This window comes from Stenotrophomonas sp. NPDC077421, from assembly GCF_049545505.1.
In the GTDB taxonomy this organism is placed as follows: domain Bacteria; phylum Pseudomonadota; class Gammaproteobacteria; order Xanthomonadales; family Xanthomonadaceae; genus Stenotrophomonas; species Stenotrophomonas nematodicola.
This window is the reverse complement of the sequence record NZ_JBMWDP010000018.1, coordinates 1-19953: the sequence shown is the minus strand read 5'-3', so window position 1 is coordinate 19953 and position 19953 is coordinate 1. Positions and strand designations below refer to the sequence as shown.

16 protein-coding genes and 1 tRNA gene are annotated in these 19953 nt (G+C 69.2%); 9 read left to right on the top strand and 8 right to left on the bottom strand.

What is annotated here, in order from left to right; translation table 11 throughout:
• Positions 1 to 82: 82 nt before the first annotated feature.
• Entirely contained in the window at positions 83 to 574 is a 492-nt protein-coding gene (locus ACPEH1_RS11480; protein ID WP_423715806.1) for a DUF6265 family protein, read from the top strand.
• Between the two features lie 15 nt (positions 575 to 589).
• On the opposite strand, the gene ACPEH1_RS11475 is transcribed toward ACPEH1_RS11480, so the two are convergent.
• The 4 genes from ACPEH1_RS11475 to kdsA all read right to left on the bottom strand — a co-directional run bounded on the left by ACPEH1_RS11475 (position 590) and on the right by kdsA (position 3036).
• On the bottom strand, positions 590 to 1075 hold the full coding sequence (locus ACPEH1_RS11475) for a hypothetical protein (RefSeq protein ID WP_153164228.1): 486 nt from the start codon (positions 1073 to 1075) through the stop codon (positions 590 to 592).
• A 51-nt stretch (positions 1076 to 1126) separates the two neighbouring features.
• Positions 1127 to 1912, bottom strand: a complete 786-nt coding sequence (locus tag ACPEH1_RS11470) for a DUF3011 domain-containing protein (protein WP_423715805.1) — start codon at positions 1910 to 1912, stop codon at positions 1127 to 1129.
• Between the two features lie 77 nt (positions 1913 to 1989).
• A tRNA-Arg gene (locus ACPEH1_RS11465) sits at positions 1990 to 2066 on the bottom strand.
• A 124-nt stretch (positions 2067 to 2190) separates the two neighbouring features.
• Positions 2191 to 3036 carry a 3-deoxy-8-phosphooctulonate synthase gene (gene kdsA / locus ACPEH1_RS11460; protein ID WP_026071017.1) on the bottom strand — a complete coding sequence of 282 codons (846 nt, stop codon included), beginning with the start codon at positions 3034 to 3036 and terminating at the stop codon, positions 2191 to 2193.
• Positions 3037 to 3191: 155 nt separating this feature from the next.
• Between kdsA and ACPEH1_RS11455 the strand changes: the two genes are divergently transcribed.
• The 6 genes from ACPEH1_RS11455 to ACPEH1_RS11430 all read left to right on the top strand — a co-directional run bounded on the left by ACPEH1_RS11455 (position 3192) and on the right by ACPEH1_RS11430 (position 9419).
• Positions 3192 to 4724, top strand: coding sequence for an aldehyde dehydrogenase family protein (locus tag ACPEH1_RS11455; protein WP_423715804.1), 1533 nt, complete (start codon positions 3192 to 3194; stop codon positions 4722 to 4724).
• Entirely contained in the window at positions 4724 to 5524 is an 801-nt protein-coding gene (locus ACPEH1_RS11450) for an SDR family NAD(P)-dependent oxidoreductase (protein WP_423715824.1), read from the top strand. Before ACPEH1_RS11455 ends, ACPEH1_RS11450 begins: the two co-directional genes overlap by 1 nt.
• A 90-nt stretch (positions 5525 to 5614) precedes the next feature.
• Complete coding sequence (locus tag ACPEH1_RS11445; protein WP_153164230.1) at positions 5615 to 6385, top strand: class I SAM-dependent methyltransferase; 771 nt, start codon at positions 5615 to 5617, stop codon at positions 6383 to 6385.
• A 9-nt stretch (positions 6386 to 6394) separates the two neighbouring features.
• Positions 6395 to 7450 carry a quinone-dependent dihydroorotate dehydrogenase gene (locus ACPEH1_RS11440; protein ID WP_153164231.1) on the top strand — a complete coding sequence of 352 codons (1056 nt, stop codon included), beginning with the start codon at positions 6395 to 6397 and terminating at the stop codon, positions 7448 to 7450.
• Positions 7447 to 8499 (top strand): UDP-N-acetylmuramate dehydrogenase, encoded by a 1053-nt coding sequence (murB, locus tag ACPEH1_RS11435; protein ID WP_423715803.1) that lies wholly within the window; start codon positions 7447 to 7449, stop codon positions 8497 to 8499. Before ACPEH1_RS11440 ends, murB begins: the two co-directional genes overlap by 4 nt.
• A gap of 50 nt (positions 8500 to 8549) precedes the next feature.
• On the top strand, positions 8550 to 9419 hold the full coding sequence (locus tag ACPEH1_RS11430; RefSeq protein WP_136004147.1) for a DMT family transporter: 870 nt from the start codon (positions 8550 to 8552) through the stop codon (positions 9417 to 9419).
• A gap of 134 nt (positions 9420 to 9553) precedes the next feature.
• Here the strand turns inward: ACPEH1_RS11430 and ACPEH1_RS11425 are convergent, their stop codons facing one another.
• The 3 genes from ACPEH1_RS11425 to ACPEH1_RS11415 form a co-directional block, all read right to left on the bottom strand.
• The gene (locus ACPEH1_RS11425) at positions 9554 to 11746 is read right to left on the bottom strand and encodes a hypothetical protein (protein WP_423715802.1); all 2193 of its coding nucleotides are present in this window, start codon (positions 11744 to 11746) and stop codon (positions 9554 to 9556) included.
• Positions 11743 to 12966: a hypothetical protein gene (locus tag ACPEH1_RS11420; protein WP_287255749.1), complete on the bottom strand. Its 1224-nt coding sequence runs from the start codon at positions 12964 to 12966 to the stop codon at positions 11743 to 11745. Before ACPEH1_RS11420 ends, ACPEH1_RS11425 begins: the two co-directional genes overlap by 4 nt.
• Positions 12967 to 13047: 81 nt before the next feature.
• Positions 13048 to 13572 (bottom strand): DUF3592 domain-containing protein, encoded by a 525-nt coding sequence (locus tag ACPEH1_RS11415; RefSeq protein WP_017356852.1) that lies wholly within the window; start codon positions 13570 to 13572, stop codon positions 13048 to 13050.
• Between the two features lie 224 nt (positions 13573 to 13796).
• On the opposite strand from ACPEH1_RS11415, the gene ACPEH1_RS11410 reads away from it, so the two are divergent.
• Both ACPEH1_RS11410 and ACPEH1_RS11405 read left to right on the top strand, forming a co-directional pair.
• Complete coding sequence (locus ACPEH1_RS11410; RefSeq protein WP_423715801.1) at positions 13797 to 15791, top strand: hypothetical protein; 1995 nt, start codon at positions 13797 to 13799, stop codon at positions 15789 to 15791.
• A 105-nt stretch (positions 15792 to 15896) separates the two neighbouring features.
• Positions 15897 to 19016: a discoidin domain-containing protein gene (locus ACPEH1_RS11405; protein ID WP_423715800.1), complete on the top strand. Its 3120-nt coding sequence runs from the start codon at positions 15897 to 15899 to the stop codon at positions 19014 to 19016.
• Positions 19017 to 19070: 54 nt separating this feature from the next.
• On the opposite strand, the gene guaA is transcribed toward ACPEH1_RS11405, so the two are convergent.
• Positions 19071 to 19953, bottom strand: an 883-nt coding sequence (gene guaA, locus ACPEH1_RS11400; protein WP_423715799.1) for a glutamine-hydrolyzing GMP synthase, incomplete at its 5' end; no start/stop codon positions are given.

Sequence of the window (19953 nt, the reverse complement as noted above, 5' to 3'; positions counted from 1 at the left end):
GCATGGCCCTGGCCATGTCAACGACGGGCGAGGACACGCATCCGGCCGTACACTTCCCCGATCACACTGCGGGACGTCGACCATGCGCAGAACGCTGCTCACCCTTGGACTGCTCACGGCGGCCGGCGTATCGGCGGCCCCGCCGGCTGCATCGGACCTGGCCCCTCTGGCGTGGCTGGCCGGCTGCTGGGCGCGCGACGGCGCCGACGCTGGCAGCGGCGAGCAGTGGAGCACGCCCGCGGGCGGGACGATGTTCGGCATCGGCCGCACCGTCAAGGGCGGCCGCACCGTCGGTTTCGAGTTCATGCAACTGCGCCGGCAAGGCGACGGCGCGCTGGCGTTCATCGCCTGGCCCGGCGGCCAGGACCGCACCGCGTTCCGTGCAATCCGGATCAGTGCGGAGGAAGCCCGCTTCGAGAACCTCGACAACGATTTCCCGCAGCGCGTGATCTACCGCCGCGACGGCGACACCCGCCTGCTGGCGCGCATTGAAGGAGCTATCGGCGATCCTGGCAAGGCCGTGGATTTCCCCATGACCCGCGTTGCCTGCGACACCGCGCCGTTGCCGCGCTGACGTCGCGCCGGGAACTCAGTCCAGGGCCGTCAGTGTCAGCTGCATCATGGTCTCTTCCGAAGGCGCGCTGTAGTCGAGCGCATAGCGCAGCTCGACCCGGAACATATCCTCCGACGCGGTCAGCCGGGTGAACCGTGCGGTGCCCGACCAGGCATCCACGCCGGTGTTGCCCAGGTAACCCACGACGCGCTGCCCCTGCAGGCAGGCGAGCGCGCGGTTGACGTTGTATTCCATGAACTCGGTGGACGTGTTGTCCATCAGCCAGGCGCAGAACCGCGTGGCCGCGAGGTCGCCCTCGGCGTGCGTGCAACGCTTGTAATGGTTGACCATCCAGACGCCACCGCGGACCAGCTCCACCGAGGTTGTCTGCCCGGGCGACAGTCCCTTTCCCCACGTGTCGATCTGCGCGCACATCGCGTTGTCCGACGCCTTCGGACCGGTTGCGCACGCAGCCAGCAGCAGACAGGCCGCCCCCAGCACACCGCCGTTGAATCTCATCATGAGCCACTCCCTGACCGCATCGGGGAAGAGTGCCACGCGGGGCATCGAACGTCAGCGCTGGCGCATGCGGGTCAGGCTGGACACCGTGCCGTCGTTGCCGACCATGCACAGATGGCGTCCGTCGGCATAGTCGACGATGACTTCCATGTAGCGCTCACCGACCGGCACCTGGGTCACCAGCGCACCGTCCTCGCCCTTCCTGGCATTGCAGGCGGCCAAGGCGTTGCCACCGCCAGCGGCAGCAGACGAACGCGTGGGCGCGGACGTATTGCGGAATACCGCCCGGCAGCCACCACTCACCCACACCGAGTGACGCGAAAGCCCCCAGGTCTGCCCCTCGATGCAGCGGGCGTGGCTGAGCTGGCGATCGACGATCACGGTGCCACGTGTGTTCATGTCGCAGGACGTCTGCCGCTGATCGTCCGATTCGCAGGTCACCTGATTGGGCAGGTTGTCATCGTCCCCGTCATCGCGGCGCGCGTCGTCATGGTGACGATGCCCCGGTGCCGTGGCGCCAGTGGCGGTGGTTACCTGGCACACGCCGTTGGCCCCGCCCCTGCCGGTATAGGACACCTGCGCCGATCCGTCCGCACCGGTGCTCAGCGACACCTTCAGCCCGCTCCTCTCGTCACGCGCCTCGTAGTAGGTATCGCTGAAACGCTTCAGCACCGCCTCGCGGCCGTCCACATAGACCGGACCGCCCTCGTCGGCGTGGATCTGCACGCCACCCGGGCACTCGGCATTCACCCTCGGGATCGCGGCATGACTGCAGAACGGCAGCATCAGCGCACCCACCACCACGCGAACGGCAAGCATCCGGCCAATGGGATACGGCATCTGCGACCTCCTGGACGCGCGGGATCGCGCCGGTCGAGTGTGTGATCCGGCGCGGGCCGTGTCCATAGGCGTGAAGATGGTGACCCCGGCCCGATTCGAACGGGCGACCTTCCCCTTAGGAGGGGGACGCTCTATCCAGCTGAGCTACGGGGCCATGTGCGGTGCGGGCGCGCCGCGATGCCGCAGGCTGCACGCGGCATGGCGCGCGTGCAGCCGTGAAGGATACCCACATTCAGCGGCAGGACCAAGGCCGTCGCCACGCTGCGGGTGGGCGCGGGTCAGCGGATGTCCAGTTCCGGGAAGCCCTTGACCAGGTCGTCCACGGCCTTGATCTGAGTCAGGAACGGTTCCAGGGCGGCCAGCGGCAGCGCGCTGGGGCCGTCGCAGCGGGCGTGGTCCGGGTCGCGGTGGGCTTCCAGGAACAGGCCGGCCAGGCCCAGCGCCATGCCCGACCGGGCCAGTTCGGCCACCTGGCGCCGACGGCCACCGGACGCCTCGCTGCCGGCGTCGCGGCGCTGCAGGCTGTGGGTGACATCGAAGATGGCCGGCAGGCCACCGGTGGATTCGATCATCTCGCGGAAGCCGAGCATGTCCACGACCAGGTTGTCGTAGCCGAACTGCGCACCGCGCTCGCACAGGATGATCTTCTCGTTGCCCGCTTCGCGGATCTTGGAGACGATGTGGGTGATCTGGGTGGGGCTGAGGAACTGCGGCTTCTTGATGTTGACCGCACGGCCGGTCTGCGCGATGGCCACCACCAGATCGGTCTGGCGCGCCAGGAACGCGGGGATCTGCAGCACGTCCACCACGTCTGCCACCGGCGCGGCCTGGGCAACCTCATGGACGTCGGTGATCACCGGCACGCCGAAGCGGCGCTTGACCTCCTCGAAGATGCGCAGGCCCTCGTCCAGGCCCACGCCGCGGAAGGACTTGATCGAGGAGCGGTTGGCCTTGTCGAACGACGCCTTGAACACGTACGGGATGCCGAGCCTGGACGTGACCGTGGTGAAGTGCTCGGCCGCGTGCAGGGTCGAGTCGAGGTCTTCGAGCACGTTCAGGCCGCCAAACAGCACGAACGGGAGACGGTTCCCGACGACAACACCTTCCGCAACGGTAACGTTCATTCAGATTCCTGGGGGCTTGCGAGCTGGGCGCCTATTCTACCGGCTCCCACCGGGGTGCCGGCCAGCAGGCGGCACTACGTTAGAATGGTGGTTCTGCATGCCGCACCCCACCCTGCCAGCGGCTGCGCCCTTTTTGATTCGCAACAGGAGTTTGCATGTCCTCTGACCTGCTCAAGGCCCTCGGCCTCGACGCGACCAACGCTGGCACCTACCTCGGCAACGGCGAGTGGTCCACCGCCACCGACGCCGGCGTGATCACCCCGGTCAACCCGACCACCGGCGAGGTGATCGCGCAGGTGTACGCCACCACCGACGCCGACTACGAAACCATCATCGCGCGCGCCCAGGAAGCCTTCAAAATCTGGCGTACCACCCCGGCTCCGCGCCGTGGCGAAGCCGTGCGCCTGTGCGGTGAAGCGCTGCGCGCCCACAAGGACGCGTTGGGGTCGCTGGTTGCCCTGGAAATGGGCAAGAGCAAGCCCGAAGGCGACGGTGAAGTGCAGGAGATGATCGACATCGCCGACTTCGCCGTGGGCCAGAGCCGCATGCTGTACGGCTACACCATGCATTCCGAACGCCCCGGCCACCGCATGTACGAGCAGTACCAGCCGCTCGGCCTGGTCGGCATCATCAGCGCGTTCAACTTCCCGGTCGCGGTGTGGGCGTGGAATTCGTTCCTGGCCACCATCTGCGGCGACATCTGCCTGTGGAAGCCGTCCAACAAGACCCCGCTGACCGCCATCGCGTCCATGCGCATCTGCAACGCGGCGCTGCGCGACGGTGGCTTCCCGGACCTGTTCTTCCTGATCAACGATGCCGGCACCGCGCTGTCGGAGAAGATGGTGGCCGACAAGCGCGTGCCGCTGATCAGCTTCACCGGCTCGACCCAGGTCGGCCGCACGGTCGCCGAGAAGGTTGCCCATCGTCTGGGCCGCTGCCTGCTGGAACTGGGCGGCAACAACGCGATCATCCTCGATGAAACCGCCGACCTGAAGCTGGCCATCCCCGGCATCGTGTTCGGTGCGGTCGGCACTGCCGGTCAGCGCTGCACCACCACGCGCCGCCTGATCGTGCACGAATCCATCCATGACGACGTGCTGGCCACGCTGATCAAGGCCTACAAGCAGGTGGAGGGCAAGATCGGCGATCCGACCGACCCGGCCAACCTGATGGGCCCGCTCAACAGCGACGGCGCCGTGCAGCAGTTCCTGGCGTCCATCGAGAAGGCCAAGGCCAGCGGCGGCACCGTTGAAACCGGCGGCACCCGCATCGACCGCGCCGGCAACTTCGTGCTGCCGGCAATCGTCACCGGTCTGAAGAACAGCGATGAGGTCGTGCAGCACGAGACCTTCGCACCGATCCTGTACGTGATGAAGTACAGCACCCTGGACGAGGCCATCGACATGCAGAACGGCGTGCCGCAGGGCCTGTCCTCGTCGATCTTCACCACCAACCTGAAGGCCGCCGAGCGCTTCCTGTCGGCGGCCGGGTCGGACTGCGGCATTGCCAACGTCAACATCGGCACGTCCGGTGCGGAGATCGGCGGTGCGTTCGGTGGCGAAAAGGACACCGGCGGTGGTCGGGAATCCGGGTCGGATGCATGGAAGGTCTACATGCGTCGTCAGACCAACACCATCAACTACTCCGATTCGCTGCCGCTGGCCCAGGGCATCAAGTTCGACCTGTGATCGATTCCGCCGCCAGCCGCGAACCGGCCGGTGAACCGAAGGGTCCGCGCCTGGATTACACCGGGCGCCGGGTTCTGGTCGCCGGGGGCAGCAAAGGCATCGGGCGGGCGATGGCGCTGGCGTTCGCTGCGGCGGGCGCCCACGTCTCGGTCTGCGCGCGGGGCGAGCCCGGGCTCGCCGCGGTGCGGGCCGATGCCGTGGCGCTCGGTCTGGACCTGCATACCTGCGTGGCCGACCTGTCGCGACTGGAGGACATCGGCCGCTGGCTGGAGGACGCCGCCCATGCGCTGGGGGGCATCGATGTGCTGGTCAACAACGCGACCGGCTACGGCATGAGCGACGACGAGGCCGGCTGGGAGGCCAGCCTCTCCATCGACCTGATGGCGGCGGTGCGCGCCTCGCGGCTGGCGCTGCCCTGGCTGGAGCGCGCCGAGCACGCCTGCATTCTCAATCTGGCGTCGATCGCCGCGCAGCAGCCGCGTCCCGGCGGCGCGCCGTACGCAGCGGCCAAGGCCGCGCTGATGCACTACACCACCTCGCAGGCGCTGGGGCTGGCGCCGCGCCGGATCCGCGTCAATGCCATCGCCCCGGGTTCCATCGAGTTCGCCGACGGCCTGTGGGCACGGCGGCGCGAACAGGACCGGGTCCTGTACGACCAGACCCTGGCACGCATCCCGTTCGGCCGCTTCGGCCGGCCGGAGGAGATCGCCCAGGCCGCGCTGTTCCTGTGCTCGCCGCTGGCGGGCTGGATCACCGGCCACACGCTCACTGTCGATGGCGGCCAGGTCCTGATGGGATGATGGCAGCGCAACGCCTATCATCGTCCCTGGCAGCGCCCCGGGTCTTCGGCGGCCTGGCGCCGCCGGTCGCTCTCCCATGACGAGGTGCCCATGAGCCATTCCGATTCCACCGAACGCTTCAGCAACCGCGTCGCCGACTACGTCCGCTATCGCCCCGACTACCCCCCGGCCCTGCTCGACTGGCTGCACCAGGACATCGGCGTGTCGCCCGATACGCTGGTGGCCGACATCGGCGCAGGCACCGGCATCTCCACGCGCCTGTTCCTGGCTGCCGGCCATCCGGTGATCGCGGTGGAACCCAACGCCGCCATGCGCGCCGCCGCCGAGCAGTGGCTGAGCCCGGACTACCTCCGCCTGAAAGTGGTGGACGGCACCGCCGAAGCCACCACCCTGGCCCGCGACAGCGTCGGCCTGGTCGCCGCCGCGCAGGCGTTTCACTGGTTCGATACCGACGCGGTGCGCCAGGAATGGGCGCGCATCCTGCACCCGGGCGGCCTGGCGCTGGTGTTCTGGAATTCGCGCCTGCTGGACAGCTCGCCGTTCCTGATCGGCTACGAACAACTGCTGCTCGAATTCGGCACCGACTACACCGCCGTGGCCGAGCGCTACCAGGACGACGACACCATGCGCGCCTGGTTCGGCGACGGTCTGCGCGGCATGGCGCGGCTGCCCAACGCCCAATGGCTGGATCTGGACGGCCTGCGCGGCCGCCTGCTGTCCTCCTCCTATGCACCGCCGGCCGGCCACCCGCGCCATGCGCCGATGCTCGATGCCCTGCAACGCCTGTTCGACGCCCACGCGGTGGATGGACGGGTCGCCTTTGAATACCAAACCCGTGCCTTCATCGGCACGCTGGACTGACTCGATCCCATGTACTCCCTTGCCCGCCCCTTCCTGTTCTCCCTGGACGCCGAACGCGCCCACGGCCTTGGCCTGAGCGCGCTGGAACTGGCCTACCGCACCGGCACCAGTCCGCTGCTGGCCCGCCGCCCCGCGCCCATGCCGACCCCCGCGTTCGGCCTCACGTTCCCCAACCCGGTCGGCCTCGCGGCCGGCCTGGACAAGAACGGCGAGCACATCGACGCGCTGCTGGCGCTGGGCTTCGGCTTCGTCGAGATCGGCACCATCACCCCGCGCGCGCAGGACGGCAATCCGAAACCGCGCCTGTTCCGGCTGCCGAAGCACCAGGCCATCATCAACCGGATGGGCTTCAACAACCTTGGCGTGGACGCGCTGGTGCGCAACGTCGAACGCGCGCAGCGCCGCCACGGGCTGCTCGGCATCAATATCGGCAAGAACAAGGACACCCCCAACGAGCAGGCGTTCGACGATTACCAGCACTGCCTGCAGAAGGTGTATCCGTTGGCCGACTACATCACCGTCAACATTTCCTCGCCCAACACGGCCGGCCTGCGCGAGCTGCAGGAGGAAACCGCGCTGCGGCAGCTGATCTCGCAGTTGCGCGAAAGCCAGGAAAGCCTGGCCGCGCGGCATGGCAAGCGGGTGCCGATGCTGGTCAAGGTCGCCCCGGACCTGAGCGACCGCGACATCGACGCCGCCGCGCGCGTGCTGGGCGAGCTCAAGGTGGACGGCGTGATCGCCACCAACACCACCATCGACCGCAGTGCCGTGGCCGGCGACCCGCGCGCGTCCGAAGCCGGCGGCCTGTCCGGCGCCCCGCTGCTGGGCCAGTCCACGCTGGTGCTGCGGCGCCTGCGCGCGCGCCTGCCAGAATCGATGCCGCTGATCGGTGTAGGCGGCATCCTGTCCGGTGCCGATGCGGTCGCCAAGATGGCGGCCGGCGCGGCGCTGGTGCAGTGCTACAGCGGCCTCGTTTTCCGTGGACCGGAGCTGGTGCACGAGTGCGTGGAGGCGATCCGTCGCCGCCGCGAAGCCCCCAGCCGCGGCGCGGTGGCCCCCCTGTGACGAGTGCATCGATGCCGGCCTGGACCCTGACTGAAAACGCCTCCCTGAAGGCCCTGAACACCTTCCATGTCGACGCCGTCGCCGCCCAGCTGCTGGAGGTCGTCGAACCCGCCGTGCTGCCGGAGGTGCTGGGCCTGCCGCAGGTGGCCCGGCAACCGCTGCTGGTCCTCGGCAGCGGCAGCAACGTGCTGATCGCCGGCGACGTGGCCGGCACCGTACTGGTGTTCGGCAACCGCAGCATCGAGATCCTCGAACACCGTGCCGACCACACCGTGGTCCGTGCCGGTGCCGGGGTGAACTGGCATGGCCTGGTGATGTGGTCGTTGCAGCAGGGTCTTTCGGGGCTGGAGAACCTCGCGCTGATCCCCGGCACCGCCGGCGCCAGCCCGATCCAGAACATCGGTGCCTATGGTGCGCAGGTGGGTGAATTCATCCAGGCCGTCGACGCGTGGGACCGGGTGGAACAGACCTGGGTGCGGCTGGATGCCGAGGCCTGCCGGTTCGGCTACCGCGACAGCGTGTTCAAGCACGAACCGGACCGTTACCTGATCACCGCGATCGAGCTGCGCCTGCCGCTGCTGCACGAACTGCGGCTCGGCTACGCCGGCATCGGCGAGGAAATGCAGGCGATGGGCGTGGAGTTGCCGGTGGCCGCCGATGTGGCCAACGCAGTGATCAACATCCGCCGCCGCAAACTGCCCGACCCGGACGTGCTCGGCAACGCCGGCAGCTTCTTCAAGAACCCGGTGCTGCCGCTGGAGCAGGTGGACGTGCTGTTGCAGCACTACCCCGAACTGCCGGTGTTCCTGGCCGAGCAGGACGACCGCCGCAAGGTGTCGGCCGCGTGGATGATCGAGACCTGCGGCTGGAAGGGTTACCGCGACGGCGACGCCGGCGTGGCACCCAGCCATGCGCTGGTGCTGGTCAACTACGGCAATGCCAGCGGCGAGCAGCTGCTGGCGCTGGCCCGGCGCATCTCCGCGTCGGTGCTGGAGACCTTCGGCGTGCCCATCGAACCCGAACCCCGGCTGATCGGCGCCCAGTGGTGAGCCCGCCGGTTGCCGTGCACGCGCCCACACCCGCGCGTGCGGCGCTGCTGATGCTCGGCAGTACGCTGGCCTTCGGGCTGATGGCCGTGGCGATCCGCTATGCCACCCGCTACGTGCCCACCCAGGAAGTGGCGTTTTTCCGCAATGCTTTCGGCCTGCTGGCGCTGTTGCCGATGCTGGTGCGCCCGGGCCGGTCGCCGTTGCGGACCCGGCAGTTGCCGCGCTACTTCCTGCGCAGTGCGATCGGCCTGGCGTCGATGCTGTGCGGGTTCTGGGCGATTGGCCACCTGCCGATGTCGCAGGCGATCTCGCTGTCCTACTCCACACCCCTGTTTGTGACCATCGCGGCGGTGCTGTGGCTGGGCGAGACCGTGCGGATACGGCGCTGGGCCGCAGTGATCTGCGGCTTCATCGGCGTGTTGATCATCGTGCGCCCCGGCTCGGCGGGTTTCACGCCCGGCACGCTGGTCGCGGTGGCGGCAGCCGTGCTCAGTTCGCTGGTGGCGATCCAGATCAAGCAGCTTACGCGCGTGGACAGTGCCGATACGGTGGTGTTCTACACGTATGTGTTCTGGGTGCCGTTGTCACTGGTGCCGGCGCTGTTCGTATGGACCTGGCCGACGGGCATGGCCTGGCTGTGGCTGGCGGCCACCGGCGTGATGGGCACCATCGGGCAACTGCTGTGGACGCGGGCGCTGCGGCTGGGCGAGGTTTCCGCGCTGACCCCGATCAGTTTCATGCAGCTGCCGCTGGTGAGCCTGTTCGGCTGGGTGCTGTTCAACGAAACGCTGGACCGCTACACCGTCATCGGTGCCGGCATCATCCTCGCCGCCAATGCCTACATCGCGCATCGCGAAGCGGTGCTGGCGCGCCGCGCCGCCAGCCAGGCGGCCACCTCGGCAGCAACGCCGGGCGAGTGAGGACCGATCAGCGCCCGGCTGCCCGCCAGCGGCGCGCGGCCGCCTCCTCCACCTTGTCTGCCGCGCACTCGACCTGCGCGCTACACCCATCCGCCGGCAATCAACTGCAGCGTCTCCGGCCACGACGGGGCGCGTCATCCCGTCGCGCCAGCGCCTGCCACGGCCTGCAGCTCCCGTTGAAGCAATGCCGCCACTTCCTCGTGCTGGAACTGGGTGACGAACAACGGGACCGCGAACACGAACTGCACGCCATCGTCGTCGCGCCGGATCACATACGCCAGCTGCAGCCTCGCCAGTGCCCGCCGCAGTTGTTCGGGGTCCACGCCCACGCCGGCCGCGTCGAACACCGCGAGCAACGCCGTCAATGACGTGGCCCGCACACCGCTTGTGGACAGACGCGCACTGGCGAGGTGATAGACCACGATGCGGTCGATCCGGCATGCCAGCGGGTCCGGACTCAACCGCGCCCAGCCGGCCAGCGCATCGAACACCGGCTCCGCCGCGAGTGCGGCATGCAGCTGGGCGGCGTCGATCAGCCGCTGGCCACGCTGCAGCTGGGCCAGCAGCTGCTGGCAGACGATGGCCACCAGATTGGCGCGCCGGCCGCAGGCGACCACGAGTTGCCGCGGCAGATCCGGCTCGGCGAAATGAACGCCCAGGCGTGCCATCGGCACAGTGGCCAGCGCCTGGCACGCGGCGTCTTCCAATCCTCCCAGGTGGATCACCTCGCCGAAGTTGCGCAGCGGCGAGGCGAAGTCCAGCGTGACCGCTTCGTACAGGTCCCAGAAGCCGGCCAGCATGAAATGGCAGCGCCCCTCCTCGCTCAGCGCGCGCAGCGCCGCCAGCTGCGGGTAGCCCGCCTGCGCCTCGTGACGCAGGAACAGGTCGGTCTCGTCGATCAGCAGCAACACCCGCCGCCCTCCCGCGCGTTCGGTCAGTGCCGCCACCAGCGCGTCGATGCCGGTGGCCTCCGGCAGGCCCAGCTCCAGCGCCAGGCGCACGGTCAGACGGTGATCGCGCAGCGACAGATAGCAGCAGGACACGCGGGGATGATCGACGAAGCGGCGCTCGATCGCCTTCATCAGGCTGGTCTTGCCAAGCTGGCGACCGCCCACCAGCAGATAGTTGCCCGGCTCGCGGTTGAGCACACGTGCCAGCACCGCCTCGCGCCCGAAGAACGCCGCCGGCCGGGTGATGCCGCCGTGGGTCTGGTAGGGCGAGATACGCGTCGCCTGCAGTTGGCGGGCCAGCAGCGCCACGAGCCCGTCCAGCGCGGCCGGTTGCAGCAGCCAGCGCGTCTGCGCGGCCTGGTCCAGGCACACGCACAGGTTCACCGGATCGTCGGCGTACGCCATCAGCGCCGGCTCCACCGCCAGCGATGGGCTCACCACCAGCACCACGTCCTGTCCATTGGGCATCGCACGCAACTGCCGTACCAGCGCATCGCCGGACAGCGCCGGGTCGGGCAGATACAGCCACAGGCGCTCCAGCGCCAGCGGCAGGGTGGCCGGCAGCGCCCATTCCCGGACCTCGCCGGGCAGCGTCCAGCCGGGTGCGGCGGCATCGACAGCGCCGATCCGCGCGGCCAGTTGTGCGGCACGCTGTACCGCTGCCGCCTCGACATGGCGCAGCGCTTCCCGCCAGCGCACGCCGGCCACGCCGGCATCACCGAGCACCCGCCCGCGAAGGCGCAGCCAGCCCAGTTGCCGGTCCAGCCGGGGCAACTGCTGCAGCGGTTGGGACAGCAGCGCGCGGGGCTCGCGCACGATCGTGGCGACGGCAGGCCGCAGCCGCCACCAGATCACCGCAGCGGCCAGCAGCACGGCCAGGGCCAGGCCAAGCAGCAGTGTCAGCCAGTGCACGATCGTCCACGGCGCGCTGGTTTGGCAGTTCGGCGGCAGCCACCGCGTCGGGGGCGACGGGTTACCCGGCTGGCAGCTCCAGTGCTGCGTCTTCGGGTCCAGCCGCTGTTCGATCACCGTCCCGGGCAGGCCGGACCGCGCCGGGAAACGGTCGGTGAAGCGGAAACGCAGCACCCACGGCGCCGGCAGCTCCGCGCGTACGGTCGCCTCGGCGGGATCATGCACGCCCGGCACGCTCACCTGCGCGGGCCACTGCTCGTGCACCCGCCAGTAGCTCAGCGCCTCCTCGCGCAGGAACATCATGTCGATGTTCGCCTGCTGGATGAGCACCAGCGAGTCGCGGTCGCGCTGCATCCGCCAGGCCGCCCAGGGGTTGAGCCACGGCGCGAACAGCAGGCTGACCAGAAACCAGGTGCCCGCCGCTATCAGCAGCAGGCGCCACAACCGCCATCGGGGCAGGCTCATGCCGGCACATCCTCCAGCGAATCGATCACCTGCCGCACGGCACGGCGGATCGCCCCGCAGCGCCACTCCAGCCAACTGCCCTGCCCCTGCGCCCGCGGGGTCAGCAGGTTGTGCCAGTACAGCTGGCGCAGCAGGGGGTCCACCAGGTACGGCCGCGCGGGCGCGATCTGCTCACGCGGCAGCCAGCTGCCGATGGCCGCACGTGCCGCGCCATCACGCAGCAACGGCAGCAGCGCTTCCCACAGGCGCGGGTGGCCCGACAACTGCTCTTCCAGCGCCGCATCCGTGAGCGGCACGGCGGAATCGGCCAGCAGCGCCACTGCCGCCTGGGCCAACAGCGGATGCCCACCGGAGATCTGCAGCGCGCGGGCGAGCACGGTATCCGGCAGCGCGGCGCTGGCGCGGCGCAGATCGGCCACGCTCAACTCCGGCCAGGTCTCGGTGGCGGCGATGTTGAGCAGCGAGAGGTCGCCGCCCTGATACTTGAGATCGGCCAGCGCCGCCCCGCCGCAGATCAGCAGGTGCAGCTTGCCGCTGTGCATTTCGCTCAGACTGCGCAGGATGCCTGCCAGCACGTCGCGTGGGCCGGGGGCGCCCTGCTCGAAGCGGCTGACCAGGCAGAACAGCGCGCCGGGCTGCTGCAGGCGCTGCGCCAGCGCCGCCTCGAAACCGGCATCCGTGCTGACGCCCTCCAGCCCGCATTGCGCGGCCAGCGAGGCGAAATAGTCCTGGTCGCCCTCACCGGCGCGGAACGGTGGCTGCAGGTGCAGCACCCGCCCGCTGCCGTAGCGTGCCGCCGCTTCGGCCAGCATCGCCGCGCGTTCGGGTGGCTGGCCCCAGTGCGCCTGGGTCAGCAGCAGGGCCACCGGATACGGTCGCAGTTGTTGCAGGCGATCGAACAGTCCCACCACCGTCGCGGGAATCTGCACCGCAGGCAGCGCGATGGCCGCCGCGTCCGCGCTGCTGGCCCCTTCCGCCGGAAACTCCGGCTCGAAGCCCGCCGCCTGCAGCAGGCCGTTGCTCTCCGCTTCGGTCAACCGGAGGTAGTTGGCGCAGGCCAGCACGCGGTCGCGGTGGCGGCGGCTGGGCAACGATGCGCCCGAGCGCCAGTTGTTCACTGCCTCGCGGCTGATGCCGATCTCGCTGGCCACGCCACCGGCGCTGGCCCGGATCCGGCGCATGTGGCGGGACAACAGGTCCGCGAATTCCGGAGCGGGCATGGCGGGTGACCAGAGCAGGAAGGAGTCGGCCAACTTACCCGGCCCGGTTTGGCTGTCAACCCGTGCAGTCATGGCCCTGGCTCAACCTGCCGCGGCCGGCGTTGCGTGGCGTACGAACAGGCGGCGGGTCACCAGCAGGTGCACCAGGAACGCGAGGCCGGCCAACATCAGCAGCGCGCCCACCAGGCGCCCCAGCACCGAACCAAGTCCCTGCTGCGCCTGCAGCCGATCCAGTCGTTCGAACCGCGCCGGCTCGGCGCGGGCGTAGGCCACCGTGACCTGCGGCGCATCGCCCAGGTAAGGCGCGGCGTTGTCTTCGCTGGTGGCGAAGTGACCGGTGTACGGCACGCCATCGACATCGAAGGCATAACGGAACTGGTAGGTGTGCGAGACCCGCCCCTTGCGCCGCTTCTCGTCGATGGAGTCCAGCGTGACCGGCGCCTGCACGGTCACCGCATCCTTGAGGATGGCCTGGGCCCGGAAGTGTCCGCCCAAGGCGGAGGAGGCGAACACGGCAACGATCACCACGTAGGCCACGGCGCACAGCCAGCGTGATGCACGCACGAGGCGGGCGTGGGCGGTATCGGACACAGGAATGCTGATCATGACGCTCCCCAGGATCGATCACATCGGATCGGCTACGCCGGCAGCGAGATGCGCCGGCAACGTGAAGAAGTCTGCGCGCGGCGGCGGTACGCGTGAACCCGCGACGTGTCAGGTTGGCGCAGCGCGCGGTTGACGATGCGTCAAGCGGTGGGCGCAGGCGATCGGTTCCTGATCCCGCCGCCCATCTGGCACGATGACCGCCTGCGACAAGGAGCGGTTCAACAATGGGAACCTTCGCCAATGATGTCCGCTACGGCAAACGCGCCGGCCCCAGCCAGCGCGGCTTCGACCGCGCGGCATGGGAGGCTGCGGCAACGCCTGCGTTCGATGACGACGATACCCGTGTGCATCAGGCCGGGCTGTTCTTCGATGTGCTGCTCAGCCAGCTCCGCGCCTGGATCGCGCTGGACGACATCAAGGTCTCCCCTGGCGCCGCCGTCCAGCTGGCCGTCGCGGTCTGCAACCGCAACCTGGCCCAGCTGCAGCGCGACATGGAAGGCACCCGCACGCGTCGGAACGGTGCGCCGGTCATCGACCTTCCGGACCTGCTGGAGCAGAAGCTCCCGTCCGTGCTCGGCGAACTGTTCGCACCCGATGAGCTGATCACCGGCATGGGCGATGGGCTCAGGCACATGCTGCGCCAGCTGATGGCACGCGGCGCCGATACCCGGGGTGACACCTCCTTCAGCGCGGACACCCTCGAGGCCACGGCGACCGAAATCAACAAAGCCATCATCTACCAGTGCGCGGTGGAGTACTGGCACGACTGCGTGGGCAACACGTATGGAGTGAGCGCCGAGCGGGACGGCCTGTTCATCCGGCCGTCCGATGCAGCGCGCGAGACGGCGCGCATCCTGTCGATCTACCGCCGCAACAACCTGTCGCTGCAGTTCGGGCTGCAGATGGCGATGTGGTGGCGCGAACTGGATGCGGCACGGCGGGAGAAGATCAGCCGGATCATCCTGCCCAAGAAGCTGCATGGCGTGGGCAGCATCGAGCGGATCGATCTCGGCAACAGCGCACGTGTGCTTGACCTGGCCGCCACGGCGCTCGGCGAGGCACTTGCCATGCAGCTTGGCTATTACCGCGGCTTCCTGGATGAGCCGCTGCCCCGCTTCAACGGCGTTGCGCTCACCCTGTTGATCGATACCTGGCGCTTCCTGCAGGCAGTCGGGACGCTGATGAATGACGGGCTGCTCAGGATGCGCGGGGAGATCGACACGGCGCGTTGCGCGCCCTCGATTCCCCTTCGGGTCCTGGTGCCCAGTGTGGCCCGTTCGCTGGGCATCGCGCCGGCACAGGCGCAGCGTGCGCTGGACGCGTTGACGTTCGACGGCTCGCCCACACGCGACCTCTGGTGCCAGCCGCTGGTCCGGATCGGCGATGCGGTGGTTCTCATGCTGCCCTGCATCCTGTCGGCGCGTCTGCTGCGCATTGTGGAGGGATGGATGCGCCAGGGCGGCCTCCAACTCGACCGGCGCGGAACGCCGTTCGAGGTGTATTGCCGCAAGGAACTGAAGGAGGCCGCTGCCGCGTGCCCGCTCGTCGGCTGCGCCACGGTGCTGGACAGTGCCGTCACGTTTACCCCGCCCGGCGGCCGCAGCGAGGAGATCGACATCGTGGCCGTGATCGGGCGCAACATCCTTATCCTCGAGGCCAAGTGCATCCTCTGGCCCGACGATGCGCTGCAGTTCACCAACTACCATGACACCGTGGCTGGTGCGACCGCCCAGATCGAGCGCAAGCGTACCGCCGTCGTCGCGCACCTGGAGGCATTCAGACAATGCCTGCGCGACAAGGGCTGCGCGATTCCCGACGATGCCTTCGTCACCGCCTGCGTGCTGACCAATTCGCCGGTGTACGCCGGGTTCCCGATCGACGGGGTTCCCGTGGTGGATACCGCGATGATCTGCCACTACCTTGCCAACCGTTACACCAAGGCCGAGATGTTTGAAGCAGGCCGCTCGGTGCATCGACACGACCTGACCTTCTACGACACCGTCGAGCAGGCCGCCGACCGGCTGTACGGGCAGCTGGCCTCGCCCGTGGAGCTTTCCGATATCCGCCAGTACGTCACCGCACGCGCCGTGCAGTTTCCGCTGCAGCATTCGCTGTACGGGCCCGTCTTCCACCAGACTTACGAGGTGGTGCTGGACCGCGACGCGATGCAGCAGCGCTACGGGCCGGCGTTGGCGGAGGCCGAGCCGGCTGGCACATAGCCGGCGCTGAAGGAGGATATTGCGACGCGTCATGTAAACGATTACAGCCCCTGCTAGCGTGACCCTGCCCCAGTGCCGGGGCGTCGCGGAACCAGGAGCGCATCGATGGGGCTGCCCACCACCCGCCGGACCGATCTGCCCCACCCCGCCGCCGGCATTGCGCGCGCGCTGCTGGTTCCCGCCCTGGCCTTCGCCACGACCGCCATCGGCCAGGACCTGCCGCCGCGCAGCCAGTGGCAGGCCAGCAGTTCCTCGCAGCAGGTTCCGGCGATGGCGGTGGCCCATCTCATCGATGGCGACGCGAAGACCGTCACCGGCGGCGCCTTCAGCCCGGGCCACTGGTTCCAGGTGGATCTCGGCGCGACCAGCACGCTGAGCGGCGCACAACTCTCCTGGGATGTCTCAAACCCCGAGGGCTACACCCTGCAGACGTCGCTGGACGGCACGCAGTGGCAGCCGGCCTACACCATGCGCGATTCGCTGGGCGGCATCGAAACGCTGTACTTCGCGCCCCGCCCGGCACGTTACCTGCGCCTGGCCAGTCCCGAGCGTACCGCCGACTGGGGCGTGTCGATCTTCGAGCTGGAGCCCCTCGATGCACGCGCCAGTGCGCGGGTGGCCGGCCTCTCCCCCGATGAGGCCGCCGCCTTATGGCAGGGCGGTGGTGCCGTCGCCGTGCCCGCAGGCGCGGCCGGTACGCACGCGCTGGAGATCGCCCTGCCGCGCGCCGAGTCGACCACCGGCCTGGCCGTGGACTGGGCCGGCGCGCACGGTGCGGCACGCCTGGACGCGCGCGATGCGCAGGGCCGGTGGCACGAGATCGCGCGGGACCCCCACGCCGGCAGCCGCGTGCAGAGCTGGCTGGCCGGCACAGCGCCACTGGCGGCCACCGCACTGCGGCTCACCGTAGAGGGCGATTCACCCGGCGTGGATCGCCTCCGCCTGCTCGGCCCGGCCGCGGTGATGACCCCGATGAAGCGCTACCAGATCGCCGCCAGCGGGGCGCAGCGCGCCCTGTTCCCAGCCTCGCTGCACCGGCAGCAGACCTATTGGACCGCCGTCGGCGTGCACGCCGGACGGCAGAAATCGATCTTCGATGAGTACGGCAACATCGAAGCCTTCAAGGGCGCGCCGTTGGTGCAGCCGATCTGGCGCAACGCCGACGGCCACACTGCCGGTGCGGCGGACAAGCCGGTGACACATGCGCTGCGCGACGGCTGGAAGCCGATGCCGTCCGCGCGCTGGATGCCACAGCCGGGTCTGGAGCTGCAGAGCGAGGCCTTCGCGATCGCGCTCGATGGCCAACCGGTCACCTTCGTCCGGCATCGTCTGCGCAACACCGGCAGCACGCCGGTGGACGGCACATTGACGCTGGCGGTACGGCCGATGCAGATGAACCCACCGTGGCAGAACGGTGGCCTGTCGCCGATCCGCTCGATTGCGATTGACGGCCGCGCGGTGCGCGTCAACGGCCGCCCGCTGCTGCACTCGCTGACCGCCATCGATGCCGCAGGCGCCGCGCCGTTCGGCGTCGATGGCAGCAGCGAGATCACCACCGACATCGCCACCGGCCGCCTGCCTGCCCAGCAGCAGGCGCAGGATGCCGATGGCCTGGCCGCCGCCGCGCTGGCCTACCGCATCCAGATCGCGCCGGGCGCCAGCCGTTCGGTGGTGGTCGCCTTTCCGCTCGGCGCCGCCGCTGCGGCCGCTGATGGCACGCTGCCACCGGCGCCCGCGCCAGCGCTGGGTGATGCACCGCGCGATCCGGACGCCGCCTACGGGATGTTCGCCAACCGCGCCGCCGCCGACTGGCAGGCGCGCCTGGGCCAGGTGGGACTGCGCCTGCCCGATCCATCGCTGGTGGACATGCTGCGCGCGCAGGCCGCCTACATGCTGATCAACCAGACCGGCCCTGCGATGCAGCCCGGGCCGCGCAACTACAACCGCTCCTTCATCCGCGACGGCATGGCGACCTCGGCCGTGCTGCTGCGCATGGGCGAGGCCGGGGTCGCACGCGACTACCTGGCCTGGTACAGCGACCACGGCGTCCACCCCAACGGGCTGGTCTCGCCGATCCTCAACGCCGATGGCAGCGTCAATACGGGCTTCGGCTCGGACATCGAGTACGACAGCCAGGGCCAGTACGTCGCACTGGTCGCCGATGTCGCCCGTCTCGATGGCGGTCCTGAATCGGTGCGCGCGTATCTGCCCAAGGTGAAGGCGGCGCTGCGCTTCCTGCAGGAACTGCGCGAGCGCACCCTGGTGCCGGGCTACATGGCAGGCCAGCCGGCGCCGGAACGCTTCGCCGGCATCCTCGCACCATCAATCAGCCATGAGGGCTACCCCTCGCCCACCCACAGCTACTGGGATGACTACTGGGGCCTGAAAGGCTGGCACGACGGCGCATGGCTGGCCGAATCGCTGGGCGACCACGACACCGCCGCCTGGGCCCGCGCCCAGTACACCGCGCTGCACGATGCGCTGGCTGCGTCGATCCGCGCCACGATGGCGTGGAAAGGCATCGACTTCATTCCCTCCTCGGCCGACCTCGGCGATGGCGATCCCACCGGCGTGTCGATCGCGCTGGACCCGACCGGCGCGCAGGACGTGCTGCCGCCCACGGCGTTGCGCACCACCTTCGCGCGCTACCTGGACGATGTGCGCAGGCGCAACCAGCCCGGCGCACTGTACGCCTACACGCCCTACGAAATCCGCAACGTGCTCAGCTACGTCCACCTCGACCAGCCCGCCGCCGCCGAGGAACTGCTGCAGGGTCTGCTGCGCGACCGCCGCCCGCTGGAATGGCAGGTGCTGGCCGAAGTGGTGCACTCACGGCAGCGGTTCCCACGCTACCTGGGCGACATGCCACACACCTGGATCGGCGCGGAGTACGGCCGCACGCTGTTCGGCATGCTGATGCGCGAGGACGACGACGCGCTGTCGCTGCTGCCTGGCACGCCCCCGGCCTGGGTGGCCGGGGAAGGGCTCGCCATCGACCGCCTGCCGACCGCCTACGGCACCCTGCAGCTGCGGGCGCAGCAGCGCGACGGTGCCCTGCGCCTCACCCTCGGACCGGGCCTGCGCGGCGATACCGCCGTGCGCGTGTGGTGGCCAACGCGCACGCGCCCGACCCGCGTGCGCGTGGATGGACGCACGGTGAGCGATTACGACGCCAACGGCGTGCGCCTGCAGCAGCCGTTCCGCACACTCGAGGCGCGCTGGTAGACGCGGCAGCGCTGCACCGCGCGCGGGCGCCTCGCGGCGCCCTTGTCAGTCAACTCATTCCCACTCGATCGTCGCCGGCGGCTTCCCGGAGATGTCATAGACCACGCGCGACACCCCGCGCAGCTCATTGATGATGCGGTTGCTCACGGTGCCCAGGAAGTCATACGGCAGGTGCGCCCAGTGCGCGGTCATGAAATCGATGGTCTCCACAGCACGCAGCGCGATCACCCACTCATACGCACGCGCATCGCCCACCACGCCCACCGATTTCACCGGCAGGAACACCGCGAAGGCCTGGCTGGTCTTGTCGTACAGGTCGGCCTTGCGCAGTTCGTCGATGAAGATCGCATCGGCTTTGGCCAGCAGTTCGGCGTATTCGCGCTTCACTTCGCCAAGAATGCGCACGCCCAGACCCGGGCCCGGGAACGGGTGGCGGTAGACCATGCTGCGCGGCAGGCCGAGTTCGACACCGAGGCGACGCACTTCGTCCTTGAACAGCTCGCGCAGCGGCTCGACCAGGCCCAGCTTCATGTGCTCGGGCAGGCCGCCCACGTTGTGGTGGCTCTTGATGACGTGGGCCTTGCCGGTCTTGCTGCCGGCCGACTCGATCACGTCCGGGTAGATGGTGCCCTGCGCCAGCCACTTGGCATTGCTCAGCTTGTTGGACTCTTCATCGAAGATGTCCACGAACAGGTTGCCGATGATCTTGCGCTTGGCTTCCGGATCGCTCACGCCTTCCAGCTTGCTGAAATAGCGGTCCGCCGCATTGACGCGGATCACCTTGACGCCCATGTGCTCGGCGAACATCGCCATCACCTGGTCGCCTTCCTGCCAGCGCAGCAGGCCGGTATCGACGAAGACGCAGGTCAGCTTGTCGCCGATGGCCTTGTGCAGCAGCGCGGCCACGACGGACGAATCGACGCCGCCGGACAGGCCC

What these genes read in the sequence shown, in the direction of transcription:
- ACPEH1_RS11480 (WP_423715806.1), top strand. Translation starts at nt 83, where the DNA reads ATGCGCAGAACGCTGCTCACCCTTGGACTGCTCACGGCGGCCGGCGTA.
- ACPEH1_RS11475 (WP_153164228.1), bottom strand. Translation starts at nt 1,075, where the DNA reads ATGATGAGATTCAACGGCGGTGTGCTGGGGGCGGCCTGTCTGCTGCTG.
- ACPEH1_RS11470 (WP_423715805.1), bottom strand. Translation starts at nt 1,912, where the DNA reads ATGCCGTATCCCATTGGCCGGATGCTTGCCGTTCGCGTGGTGGTGGGT.
- kdsA (WP_026071017.1), bottom strand. Translation starts at nt 3,036, where the DNA reads ATGAACGTTACCGTTGCGGAAGGTGTTGTCGTCGGGAACCGTCTCCCG.
- ACPEH1_RS11455 (WP_423715804.1), top strand. Translation starts at nt 3,192, where the DNA reads ATGTCCTCTGACCTGCTCAAGGCCCTCGGCCTCGACGCGACCAACGCT.
- ACPEH1_RS11445 (WP_153164230.1), top strand. Translation starts at nt 5,615, where the DNA reads ATGAGCCATTCCGATTCCACCGAACGCTTCAGCAACCGCGTCGCCGAC.
- ACPEH1_RS11440 (WP_153164231.1), top strand. Translation starts at nt 6,395, where the DNA reads ATGTACTCCCTTGCCCGCCCCTTCCTGTTCTCCCTGGACGCCGAACGC.
- ACPEH1_RS11430 (WP_136004147.1), top strand. Translation starts at nt 8,550, where the DNA reads ATGCTCGGCAGTACGCTGGCCTTCGGGCTGATGGCCGTGGCGATCCGC.
- ACPEH1_RS11425 (WP_423715802.1), bottom strand. Translation starts at nt 11,746, where the DNA reads ATGAGCCTGCCCCGATGGCGGTTGTGGCGCCTGCTGCTGATAGCGGCG.
- ACPEH1_RS11420 (WP_287255749.1), bottom strand. Translation starts at nt 12,966, where the DNA reads ATGCCCGCTCCGGAATTCGCGGACCTGTTGTCCCGCCACATGCGCCGG.
- ACPEH1_RS11415 (WP_017356852.1), bottom strand. Translation starts at nt 13,572, where the DNA reads ATGATCAGCATTCCTGTGTCCGATACCGCCCACGCCCGCCTCGTGCGT.
- ACPEH1_RS11410 (WP_423715801.1), top strand. Translation starts at nt 13,797, where the DNA reads ATGGGAACCTTCGCCAATGATGTCCGCTACGGCAAACGCGCCGGCCCC.
- ACPEH1_RS11405 (WP_423715800.1), top strand. Translation starts at nt 15,897, where the DNA reads ATGGGGCTGCCCACCACCCGCCGGACCGATCTGCCCCACCCCGCCGCC.